A 12,419-nucleotide genomic window follows, 5' to 3' on the forward strand; every position below is an offset into this window, starting at 1 on the left:
CATCTGCGAGATCATGAAGGCCTACGACGTCAGCTTCTCGCTGGGCGATGGCCTGCGGCCGGGTTCGATCGCCGACGCCAACGACGCCGCCCAGTTCGGCGAGCTGGAAACCCTCGGCGAGCTGACCAAGATCGCCTGGAAGCATGACGTGCAGTGCATGATCGAAGGCCCCGGCCACGTGCCGATGCAGCTGATCAAGGAGAACATGGACAAGCAGCTGGAATGCTGCGACGAGGCGCCGTTCTACACCCTCGGCCCGCTGACCACCGACATCGCCCCGGGCTACGACCACATCACTTCGGGCATCGGTGCGGCGATGATCGGCTGGTTCGGCTGCGCCATGCTCTGCTACGTCACGCCCAAGGAACACCTGGGCCTGCCGAACAAGGATGACGTCAAGACCGGGATCATCACCTACAAGATCGCCGCCCATGCCGCCGACCTGGCCAAGGGGCATCCGGGCGCGCAGATCCGCGACAACGCCCTGTCCAAGGCGCGCTTCGAGTTCCGCTGGGAAGACCAGTTCAACCTCGGCCTCGACCCGGATACCGCACGCAGCTACCACGACGAAACGCTGCCGAAGGACTCGGGCAAGGTGGCGCATTTCTGCTCCATGTGCGGACCGAAGTTCTGCTCGATGAAGATCACCCAGGAAGTGCGGGTCTACGCCGAAGAACAGCGCATCGCCGCCCTCGACCTGGGTGTCGAGGAAGGCATGCAGGCCAAGGCCGCCGAGTTCAAGGCGCAGGGCGCGCAGCTCTATCACAAGGTCTGATAGCGGCTGGAAGCACGGCTGACGAGAGAGAGAAAGACGGGGCAGAGTGCCCCGTCTTTGTTGGGGCGTGGCATTTGTGCGGGGTGACAGCAGGGTAATGCAGGTCACCTGGCCAGGCGGCCCAGGTCGGTCAACTCCTGCCCTATGCAAGGTCTCCTTTGGGCCGCTTTCCGGCGTTTGTGACGGGCAGCAACCGGCCCCAGGAGCGGCCATTCGGCTCAGGGTCATGAAACAAATTGGCGTCCCCTTTTCTCATAAGCAAAAGGCAAGACCTGACCCTCTGCCCCATGCGTAGGGGTTGAGGCTGTGCATTATCGTTCTCCAGTGAAACCTTGAACTGCAGAGAGGTTGTGAAAATATCGAGCGCCGTCGCGAGGCTGTCTCCAGGCGTTCGCAGCGCAACGCCAGCAGCGGGCGCTTGGAGGCTGCCGCAGTAGGCGGGAGTTTTTTCACAACCTCTAAGACCTTAGCAGGAGTATGGTCTTGTCGAAGCAGTGACTCACAGGTCATAAATCACATCGACAGGATGTATGCCGAACAGCGGAACCACATTTGCGTGCACGTTTTATCCACCGAGCTTTAGTCCTACCAGTCACCTGGAGTCATCTCCGACTTCAGCAACTCCTTGAACAACCGGGCGCTCGGGCTCTCGTAACTCTTGCTCCAGGCCGCGACGGTTTCGATGGCGGTGCTCTCTCCCTCCAGCGGGACGACTGCAATATCTTCACGCTTGAATTTCTTCACGCATTCCGAGTAAAGGGAGATCCCCATGTTGGCCGCGACCAGGCCGAAAATACCGTTGCTGGTGGTCGCTTCCTGGATCACATTCGGCGTGAATCCCGCACGCAGACAGACTTGCAGCACATAGGCGCGATACTCGCTCCAGCCGCTTTCCGAACCCAGTATAAATTTTTCAGCGGCCAACTCCGCAGCGCTGATCGAGGTCCTGTGCGCTAGCGGGTGCCTGACCGGCAGGATCACTGTAGTGCTTTCGTGGGCGACCCGATGGGTCTCAAGACCTTCAACGGCCAGCGGCCCGATGAGGAAGCCGATGTCGATCAAAGAATCCCTGAGAGCCTTGTGCTGCTCATGGGATGGCATGTACACCAAGTCGATACCCACCTCGGGATGGCACTCCTTGAATGTCTCAAGGATGCGCGGCAGCACGCCATTAATCGAGAAGTCGTTATACGCCACAGTGATATGGCCAATATCACCGGCGGCGGCACGCCGAGCCAGGTGGACACCTCGATCGATATGCGAGAAGACGTGCCGACACTCTTCAAGAAACAATCGTCCCGACTCGGTCAGGCTCACTTGGCGCGTCGTCCGCGCAAACAGATCGGCCCTCACCTCCTCTTCCAGCCCCTTGATCAGCCGGCTTAACGCTGGCTGGGTAATAAATAGCACCTCGGCTGCCCTCTTGAAATGCAGCGCCTCAGCCACTGCGACAAACGCCCTCATCTGGCGTAAATCGAACCGAACATTATTATCCATAGAGGCATCAATCTCTTCAAATAATGAATTAGATGATATCAGTATCCGGGCGTATCTTAAGTTTCGCAAGCACGGCAAACCTGCCAGACCAGACCGCCACCCTACGGTCGCCCTTAGGGTTAAACAACGAATACTGGAGTACAAAAATGTCCAATGACCTGATGGCAAATCTCGAACAAGCCTTTGAAGAGGCCACTAAACTGTACAAGGATCGCGGCTTCCAGCGCCGCGTCGGCTTCGGCAAGAAGCCCGCACTGATCAACGTCGATCTGGCCAACGCCTGGACGCGTCCGGGAAACCCTTTCACCTGCGACAAGATCGACGACGAGATCATTCCCGGTGTACAGCGCCTGCTCGAGGCCTGCCGCGCGCACGGTTTCCCGGTGATCCACGTGACCACCTGCTACCAGGTCAACGACCGCAAAAACCCCAACACCGACATGGGCCTGTGGCACAACAAGATTCCGGTCGATGTGGTCGCCCAAAGCAATGAAGAACTCTGGGCCATCGACTCGCGCATCGCACCGATCGAAGGCGAGCAGGTGCTGATCAAGAAACACGCCAGCTCGTTCCAGGGTACCTATCTGGCCGGCTTCCTGCGTGCCGCCGGGGTAGATACCGTACTGGTCACCGGCGTCACCGCCTCGGCCTGTGTACGCACCACTATCTGTGACGCCATGGCCGAAGGTTTCCGTCCGATTGCTGTGAAAGAATGTATCGGCGACCGTATTCCAGGTGCCGTAGCCTGGAACCTGTTCGACATCGACGCCAAGTTCGGCGACGTCGAATCGGTCGACACCTGTGTCGACTACCTGAATACCGTGGGTAATAAGTAACAACTAATACGCAGGCGGTCGCGGCCGCTATTGCTCTGGCCGCGACCGCATACTCCACCTAAGGAGAACAATAAAATGGCGCGCATAGGTGTAGATGTTGGCGGTACCAATACCGACCTTATTCTAGAAACAACGGAAAAAGACTCCATAGGTCGGGCGATCTTCGAACACAAGGTGCCGACCACCATCGAGGACCAATCGATCGCCGTGATGCGAGGTATCTTGGAGCTCTGCGACAAGGCCGGGCTGAACAAGGATGAAGTCAACCTGATCGTGCACGGCACAACAGTTGCCACCAACATCTCGATCGAACATAACGGCGCAGAAGTCGGGATGCTAACGACCAAGGGCTTCCGCGATATCCTTCATATCGGGCGGCACAAGCGACCTTATAATTTTTCCCTGCATTTCGACGTGCCCTGGCAGTCGGACCCACTGGTCAAACGACGCAACCGTATTCCGATCAATGAGCGCGTCCTGCCGCCACACGGCGAGATCGAAACACCCTTGAATGAGCAGGAGGTGCGCGAGGCAGCCGAAACGCTGAAAGCCCGTGGCATACAGGCGGTGATCATCGGCTTCCTTTACTCTTTCCTCAACCGCGAGCATGAGCAACGCGCCAAGGAAATCGTTCTGCAAGTCATGCCCGACGCCTTCGTCTGCTGCTCCAGCGAAGTGGTCGACGTCATGCGTGAATACGAGCGCTTCTCTACCACCGCGATGAACGCCTATGTCGGGCCGCGCACCTCCCACTATCTGACCCACTTATCGAGCCAGCTACGCGACAACGGTTTCCAGGCCGAACTGCGCATCATGCAGTCCGGCGGCGGCGTGGCCACAGTTGAAAGCTGCTGCGAAAGACCGATCAATATCCTCATGTCTGGTCCTGCCGGCGGGGTGATCGGCGGCCATTACTTCGCTCAACTGGATGGCGAGAAGAACATCATCACCGTGGATATTGGTGGTACATCCGCCGATATCTCCACGTTGATCGACGGCGAAATCAAGATCATGAACCCGCGCGACTCTTACGTCTCCGGACATCCCGTGATGGTGCCGATGATCGACCTGATTACTATCGGCGCCGGTGGTGGTTCGGTGGCCTATATCGACGAGGCCGGTGGCTTTCAGGTCGGCCCGCGCTCCGCCGGCTCCAACCCCGGCCCGGCCTGCTATAACCGTGGAGGCACAGAACCGACCGTGACCGATGCGAACATAGTGCTGGGCCGTCTTGACCCTGACCAGATGCTTGGCGGCGACTTGAAGATCGACGCGGAGCTATCCACCAAGGCGATCAAGGAAAAAATCGCCGACCCTCTGGGGATCAGTGTCCTGGAGGCCGCCCAAGGCATATTGCGCATAGTCAACAACCACATGGCCCTGGCCATCCGCTCCAACTCGGTGGCCCGTGGTGTCGACCCGCGCGACTTCGTGCTAATGCCCTTCGGCGGGGCCGGGCCAGTCCATGGCCCGGCGCTGGCGGAAGAAGTCAATGCCAAGGCGGTATTCGTACCACCATCACCTGGAATTACTGCTGCAGCGGGCCTTCTCACCACCGACTTGCAATACGAGGCGACCCGCTCACAACTCTGCGATCTCAATACCATTTCCAGTACCAACCAGGCGCGACTACAGCAGCATCTGCTCGACCTCGAGCAAGAGATACGCCAGCAACTGCGCAACGATGGGATTGCTGACCAAGAAATGCGGATCACCCGTATCGCCGAATGCCGTTATTACGGACAGGGCTTCGAGTTGCGCTCGCTGATTCCGGCCGGTGATATCACCCAGCAATCCGTGCAAGACATCATCGCCGAGTTCCATCGCCAGCATGAGAAGGACTACGGCTATTGCTTCACCGATGCGGTGGTCGAGATGGTCACCCTTCGCCTGATAGGCAACTCTGCAACGCGCAAATTGGCCTGGCAACCACTGGATGACGCGCAGGACGGCGACAGCGTTGCGGCCTTCATGTACGAGCGCGAGACCATCTTCGACGATGGCCAGCGACTAGTGACGCCGCGTTACGACCGTACCCGGCTGGGCGCCGGCCAGGTCATCGAAGGGCCCGCCATGCTTATGCAGCATGACTCCACCTCGCTGGTACCCCCGGGCTGGACCGCGAAAGTGACCAAGCACGGAAACCTCATCATTTCCAGAAATTAATCAAGAGGTTGGTGAAATGAACAACAACAAGGTCGACCCAATCACTCTGCAAGTCCTCAACGGCGCGTTGAAAACCATCGCCGAAGAGATGGGCCATGTGCTCTATCGCATGTCGTTTTCCTCGATCATTCGTGAATCCCAGGATCTCGGCGCCGGCTTATTCGATACCAACTACCAGACCATCTGCGAATCGGAGTCCACGCCGATGCACATCGGCTCGATTCCGGCGTATCTGCGCGGCATCGAAAAAACCCTGCAGGGCGGGGCATGGCACGATGGCGACGTGGTGATCCACAATCACCCCTACTATGGCTCCAGCCACAGCCCCGATCTGGCGATCATCATCCCGATCTTCCATGAAGGCGAACTGGTCGGCTTCTCCGGCAACACCGCCCACCACATCGATATCGGCGCGGCCACCCCAGGCCTGATTATCGATGTCGACGACGTTTATGCCGAAGGCATGCTGTTGGCCGGCATCAAGTTCTATGAGAAAGGCGTACGCAACGAAGCACTGGCTCAGATGTTCAAGTTCAACAGCCGGGCCTCGACACAACTGATCAGCGACATCGAGGCTCAGGTGGCCTCGGCGCGGCTGGGCGTGAAACGCTTTAAGGAGTTGCTGGAGCGATACGGCAAAGACTTCACCTTCACCGCCATTGCCCAGCTAATGGATTATTCGGAAACCATCCTGCGCCAGAAGATCGCCGAGATCCCCGACGGCGAGTACCGCGCCGAAGGCTTGCTCGACGATGACGGGCGCAACCGCGAAACCCGCCTGCCCATAGTGGTGACTGTGAAGGTGGAGGGCGATTCGGTCACCGTCGACCTGACCGGCTCGGCGGCACAAACCCCAACCGCCTACAACGTGCCATTCGAAGGCTCGTGCAAGGTTGCCGCCTACGCGGCCTTCCGCAAGATCCTGCTGGACTCTTACACCATCGAAAGCTCGGTGCCGTCCAATGAGGGTTCGTTCCGCCCGATCAAGGTCGTGGCTCCGGAAGGTTCGATCTTCAATCCAATTTTCCCGGCGGCATGCGAGGCGCGCTTTACTCAATGCAACCGGATGATCGACCTGATCATCAAGGCTCTTTCGCCGGTTCTACCCGACAAGGTGATAGCCGGCAGTTCGGCGTCAATATCTTTCGCCTCCTACTCAGGCATCAAGGACAACGGCGACTACTGGGTCTTCCTCGAGGTCAACGAGGGCGCCTACGGCGGACGGCCACGTTCCGACGGGCCGGACTGCATCGACAACCTGATGGCCAACACCCGCAACAACCCGATCGAGGACCTGGGCATGCACCTGCCGATGATCTGCGACCGCTACGAACTGCGCGATGACGTGATGCCCGGCGCCGGCAAATATCGCGGCGGCATCGGCGTGGTCAAGTCGCAGCGGGTGCTCACCCCTGGCTTCATCACCCATGAGAGCGAGCGCCATTACGACGTACCCTGGGGCCTCTTCGGCGGTAGCGACGGGGTAGTCGGCAAGACCGAGATCTATAACGCCAACTCGCCAGAGGTCGTGACGGAGATGCCATCCAAGTTCTCCGGCTATGCCTCCCAGGCCGGTGACGTGATGGCCTACTACTCGCCTTGTGGTGGTGGCTACGGCAACCCGCTGGACCGTCCAGCCGAACAGGTCCGGGAAGATGTGCTGGACGATTTCTGCTCGCTAGAGCACGCCTACGCGGTTTACGGCGTCGTTCTCAACGAGAAACTCGATATCGATGCCGCTGGCACTCAGGTCCGCCGCAACTTGCTCAGGAATAACACACAGTAATTGGCTCGGGACATAGCCAAGGTGGAGCGGTATATCCCGCTCCTCATTTTTATAATAAAAACAGCCTAAAGGTAACCACTATGATTTCCGATACGAACTCGGCGGTGTCCGCTAGCACGCCGGCTAATGGCCGCCTGAATCATTTGCTCGAAGAGTCGATTCTTCCGGTATCTGTTAAACAACGGACTATCAGCGCCCTTGGCTTTGTCTGGATCTGGATCGGTATCGCCGTCATCATCGCCACCTTCCAATTGGGGGCGAATGGTGTAGCCGGTTTGCCATTGCTACATGTCGTTGGCATTATTCTGGCAGCCAACGTGGTGCTGGCCTTATTAATGTGCCTCACTGCCGATATCGGCACCGAACACGGCCTATCATTTGCCGTGTACTTACGAGCCCCCTTCGGTGTCTATGGAACCCACCTCCCCTCGATATTTCGCGGCCTGATAGCGGCAATCTGGTTCGGCATTCAAACTTACCTCGGCGCCCTCGCGCTGAATGGTATTGTCGAATACTTGACCGGATATTCAAGCTGGCCAGTCTGGTATGTGGTGTTTGCCTTAATGCAGATTGGCAACACCGCACTGGGCATTAAAGCGGTAGAAATTCTGGCTGCTATTGCAGCGCCGGCGATCATGATCATCTCTATCTGGATGTACTACACCCTGGATGTGCTGGCACATACCAAAGGTCTGAATATCTGGACATTCGTCGGCAATGAGAGCATCACCCCGCTGACCCTGTTCCTGGCCAACGTGGCGTTTTGGTCGACTTTGGCAATCGATATTCCAAATATCACTCGCTTCGTCAAGACCAGCTCCGGCGCCAGGAGCTTCATCAAACGCAACAAGAATATCTTTGTAGCTCAGTTGATTGCCCTGCCGGCCACCCAGACCTGGATTGCGGTGATCGGAGCCGCCTCCTTTATTGCTGCGGGCGACTGGAACCCGATCAATGTGATTCAGGGGCAAAGCGAGGGTCTCAGCCTGCTCATGCTGCTGACACTGGTGCTGCTGGCCCAGTGGTCGACCAATACCGCAGCCAACCTGATTCCTGCGGCCCTTACCTTCGTGAACGTCGGGGCGCCTTATGTGAAGTATCCAATGGCCGTGCTGCTTGCCGGAGTCGTGGGAACGCTATCCATGCCTTGGGCGATTCTGGATAATCTATTTGCCTTCCTGTTCTCTTATGGCTCCTTCCTGTCGGCCATCGGCGGCATCATGATTGCTGACTACTTTTTGATTCGCCGACGCAAGCTCAACGTGCCTGACCTTTATAAAGCGGATGGCCAGTATCGCTATAGCAGTGGCGTCAACCTGGCAGGCATCATTGCCTGGATCGCCGCTGGCGGACTGGCGTTCAGCTCGGGTGCCTGGGCCTTCGTGGTTGGGTTTGGCGCAGGCTTGGTGATCTACTACCTGTTGATGAAACTTTGGGTACTGCGGGTGCATACACAACAAGAGCTGGCAGCCGGCACGGGCGATAAATTCCTTGCCACCAGTGTCGGGATGAACTGGATTTATAACAAGAATACAAATGCCTTCAGTCGTGTTCGCACAGAAGACCTGAGCACCGACATGGGCAGACCTGACCTGTAAGAGGCTACACACTGTCACTTCAAATCAATTAGAACACTGCAGGTCGAACTGCCGTCACACATCAAATGTTGGCAGTTCACTAAACCTCACTACACATCACTGAAAACACCCCAACTCACACAACATTATCATCACGCACCTCGCGCCTGTATTAACTACACATAGGCACGACTTTATTAAAAAACAACAAAACCAAAGACAACAACGCTATTGCCCAAGACAACCAACCACATTGATTACAGCCCAACGCACGACTTCTAGCCGTTACCCATAACAACATCGCAATGGAGATAACAATGAAAACAAAAAAATCCCTGTCGAGCCTTGGCGGCTTTCTGTTTTTTATTTCAGGCCTTCTGCAGGCTGCCGAATGGAGCAACACCAACATCCAGTTGCTATACGGGGAAGACTACAACTTTGGTTCTGCGCCCAACGGCAAAGCGGATATTCGCACCATCACGCTGGAGCACGCCAGTGGCTGGAAATATGGTGACAACTACTTCTTCTTCGACCTCACCGAGGAAACCAATGGCACTGAAGACACCGCCGTCTATGGCGAATACTACACCCGCCTGAATCTTAATAAGATTTTTGCCCGGCCTATTCCTGCCGAGAACCTCTACCAGGGCACATCCATCGGCCTGGGTATCAATCATGGCGAAGACTTCCAAGTCGGCCTGTATGGCCTGAGCACCAACTGGAACATTCCCGGGCTGAATTACTTCCAGATGGACTTCTATGCTTATGACGACATGAAGGGGTCGTTACGTACCACCTACCAGATCACCCCAGTATGGGGCGCCGACTTCAACCTTGGCGCGACCCGCTGGGTATTTAATGGCTTCGCCGACTTCATTGGCAGTCGCGGTGCCGGCACCGTCCGCCAGACCCTGGTGCAGCCAAAACTGTTGCTAGATATCGGCAAGCTTCTGTTCTCCGAGCAAGATCGTTTGCTGGCCGGCGTGGAATACCACTACTGGAAGAACAAATTCGGCGTAGAGGGGGCGGACGACGACGTTATCCAAGGCATGATCCAATGGAATTTCTGAACAGATCACGCCAGGAATTGGCCTGACGCCAAGATGCTGTAGGCCGTTCATTCCTATCAAGAACGGTCTACCCAGCAGACAGCGTTGCATATGACAACACCCTGTTTCAGCTCTTTCGAGCGAGCGGCCATGAAAACAGCAGCGGCACAAGCCCAGCAACAGCGTTGCTTCAGCAGTCGCCTGCAAGACACCAACCTAGCCTACCTCAAGAGCAGCCAGGGCAACATCTCAGGCAAGCCCTCATGTCAGGTCGGCTTTCCGCTACTCGAGCATTTCTCGATGATGGCATTCACCGGGGCGATCGATGCCCTGGTGACCGCCAACCCGCTCAGCAGCAGGCCGCTGTATAGGTTCAAAACCCTCGGGCTGGACGGCCCGGCGGTAGCCAGCGATCTCGGCATCAATATATCGGTGGATACCTCTCTGGCCAGTCAGATGATTGGCGAACTGGACATGCTGATCGTCTGCGGCGGCTTCCGCAGCAACCTTCAGCCCACCGCCAAACTGCTCCACAGACTGCGTCAGATCGCGGCGCAGCAGGTCACCCTGGGCGGCCTGTGGAATGGCAGCTACATACTGGCCCGTGCCGGCCTGCTAGACGGCTACCAGTGCACCATCCATCCCGAAAACCGTGCCGGGCTGGAAATCTGTCCCCGGGTCCGGCCCCCCCTACCTTATGTAGTCGACCGAAACCGCATCAGTTGCGCTGGGCATGATGCTGGAAGTGAATCGCCCTTCGTTTATTAGACACCCTTTGAGGGTCCGCTTTTGGCCCAGGCTGTGTAAAAACTCCCGCTCATGTCTGCGGATCGCGTTGCTACGCGAAATCTGGAGAAGTTTTCGCATCGAGCTTGCGTGGAATTTACAGCGATCGTCAGATTTGATCATTGATTGATCAGCTCTCGGCGCTCAAAACGTTTTTACACAGCCTGGGCCGTTTGCTGCCCTTCGAATCGCCTTTCCATCACCTCGCGCACCTTGCCAGTGACTGGAGTGATTGGGCGACTCAATGCCGAGCGCAAGTGATTTTAATCCACGATCGGTTCAACAGCGGTATCGGCGGCGGGGGCCTGTATACGCTTTTTCGGATTTGACTGAATACGTCGCTCTTGTCCGCGCTGCCGCTTAGCCTGCTGCTTCGCATGCAGCGCCTGAGCCGCCGTCACCGTGCCAACTGCCTGGCCGCTCAAGTCCAAGCGCGGCGTATTCTCCGTCATGCTTGCCCAGTATCGACTTCCCCGGCACCAGGTAGCGATGCCCTGCTTGAGCTGTTCGCTGGATATTCCGAGCAGCTCCAGATGTTGCTCGGCATCCTTGAAAATGCCCTCCTTTAGCGGAAACTTGGGGGTCGGATTGACCGGGAAGGCCAATGGAAAGTGCTTCTGCAATCGCCAGATCGCTTCCACCGCAGGGTCTTGCTCACGAGGCTTTGTTTGCAGGGGGGGCTTCCGCTTGCGCTGCTTCGTGCTATCAGTCTGTACCTGCACTTTTTCGGCCCGCAGGCGGTCACGTAGCTCAGCTAGTTGTTCAAAACCCATCGTTCAGTTCGCAGCTTCATGGTTGATTCGTGGTGCAAGGTTATCCCATGCAGTCTTTTGAAAAAACCTATTCAGGAGTCGGCACGATCAAGGCAAGTGATCGCGACATCCCAGTCGCTCGCCGACGAGCAAAGGAGCGGCAGGGTATGTGGCAGCTTTGGAAAGATTAAGGATAAGGGGCTGCATCTGGCCGCTTTCTGGCTGTCACGAATTGCTGGATTGGGTCGACTCCAGCCGCTCGTGACCGGCAGCTGACGACCGATTCCATTGAAAAAGTAGCTGACTCATGCCCTCACGGAATCGCCCTGTTGGCGCGCACGGGCCCCGCAACGCGCCACAAAAGCGGGGGTTGGCGCCTAGAGAAACAGGCCGCTCAAGGGCGAGGAGGCATCGCCACTGAGTCGGCGCGGCATGCGCCCGGCCAGGTAGGCTTCGCGGCCGGCCTCGACTGCCTTGCGCATCGCCGAGGCCATGCGGATCGGCTCGCGGGCGCGGGCGATGGCAGTGTTCATCAGCACCCCGTCGCAGCCCAGTTCCATGGCGATAGCCGCATCCGAGGCGGTGCCGACGCCGGCATCGACGATCACCGGCACTTTGGCATTCTCGACGATCAGGCGGATGTTGTAGGGGTTGCGAATGCCCAGCCCGGAGCCGATAGGCGCACCCAGGGGCATCACCGCCACGCAGCCGAGTTCCTCCAGGCGCCGCGCCACCAGTGGGTCGTCGCTGGTATAGACCATCACCTTGAAGCCCAGATCGACCAACTGGCGTGCGGCGATCAGGGTTTCGCCGATGTCCGGGTAGAGGGTCTGTGCGTCGCCGAGCACTTCCAGTTTGACCAGATCGTGGCCGTCCAGCAGTTCGCGCGCCAGCAGGCAGGTACGCACCGCGTCCTTGGCGGTGTAACAGCCGGCGGTGTTGGGCAGCAGGGTGAAGCACTCGGGCGCTATTGCCTCGAGCAGGTTGGGCTGCTCGGCATCCTGGCCGAGGTTGCTGCGGCGCACCGCGAAGGTGACGATCTGCGCCGCGCTGGCTTCGACCGCCGCGCGGGTCTCGGTCAGGTCGGCGTAATGCCCGGTGCCGACCAGCAGGCGTGAGGCGAAGGCCTGGCCGGCGATCAACAGCGGGTCGGGGATTACAGTCGCGATAGTCATAGAGGCTCCGGGTCGGTTAG

General features: G+C 57.9%; 10 protein-coding genes. 7 read left to right on the forward strand and 3 right to left on the reverse strand.

All coding sequences use genetic code 11. The features are described from left to right. Positions 1–775, forward strand: a 775-nt coding sequence (locus R3355_RS16560) for a phosphomethylpyrimidine synthase ThiC (RefSeq protein WP_318962153.1), incomplete at its 5' end; no start/stop codon positions are given. 585 nt (positions 776–1,360) lie between these two features. On the opposite strand, the gene R3355_RS16565 is transcribed toward R3355_RS16560, so the two are convergent. Further along, positions 1,361–2,272: a LysR family transcriptional regulator gene (locus R3355_RS16565; protein WP_318962155.1), complete on the reverse strand. Its 912-nt coding sequence runs from the start codon at positions 2,270–2,272 to the stop codon at positions 1,361–1,363. 146 nt (positions 2,273–2,418) lie between these two features. Here R3355_RS16565 and R3355_RS16570 point away from each other — a divergent pair, with 146 nt between their 5' ends. From R3355_RS16570 to R3355_RS16595, 6 genes are all read left to right on the forward strand, one after another. Next, entirely contained in the window at positions 2,419–3,108 is a 690-nt protein-coding gene (locus tag R3355_RS16570; protein WP_318962157.1) for an isochorismatase family protein, read from the forward strand. Between the two features lie 75 nt (positions 3,109–3,183). Continuing rightward, complete coding sequence (locus R3355_RS16575) at positions 3,184–5,274, forward strand: hydantoinase/oxoprolinase family protein (protein ID WP_318962159.1); 2,091 nt, start codon at positions 3,184–3,186, stop codon at positions 5,272–5,274. 16 nt (positions 5,275–5,290) lie between these two features. Beyond that, positions 5,291–7,060, forward strand: coding sequence for a hydantoinase B/oxoprolinase family protein (locus R3355_RS16580; RefSeq protein WP_318962161.1), 1,770 nt, complete (start codon positions 5,291–5,293; stop codon positions 7,058–7,060). 80 nt (positions 7,061–7,140) lie between these two features. Next, positions 7,141–8,658, forward strand: coding sequence for an NCS1 family transporter (locus tag R3355_RS16585; protein ID WP_318962163.1), 1,518 nt, complete (start codon positions 7,141–7,143; stop codon positions 8,656–8,658). A 296-nt stretch (positions 8,659–8,954) separates the two neighbouring features. Next, entirely contained in the window at positions 8,955–9,707 is a 753-nt protein-coding gene (locus tag R3355_RS16590) for a DUF5020 family protein (RefSeq protein WP_318962164.1), read from the forward strand. Positions 9,708–9,836: 129 nt separating this feature from the next. Continuing rightward, positions 9,837–10,454, forward strand: coding sequence for an AraC family transcriptional regulator (locus R3355_RS16595; RefSeq protein ID WP_318962165.1), 618 nt, complete (start codon positions 9,837–9,839; stop codon positions 10,452–10,454). A gap of 281 nt (positions 10,455–10,735) precedes the next feature. On the opposite strand, the gene R3355_RS16600 is transcribed toward R3355_RS16595, so the two are convergent. After that, on the reverse strand, positions 10,736–11,245 hold the full coding sequence (locus tag R3355_RS16600; protein ID WP_318962166.1) for a ProQ/FinO family protein: 510 nt from the start codon (positions 11,243–11,245) through the stop codon (positions 10,736–10,738). Between the two features lie 356 nt (positions 11,246–11,601). Then, positions 11,602–12,399: a thiazole synthase gene (locus R3355_RS16605; RefSeq protein WP_318962167.1), complete on the reverse strand. Its 798-nt coding sequence runs from the start codon at positions 12,397–12,399 to the stop codon at positions 11,602–11,604. Positions 12,400–12,419 lie beyond the last annotated feature (20 nt).

It is taken from the genome of Pseudomonas sp. (genome assembly GCF_033723075.1).
Classification (GTDB): Bacteria; Pseudomonadota; Gammaproteobacteria; order Pseudomonadales; family Pseudomonadaceae; genus Aquipseudomonas.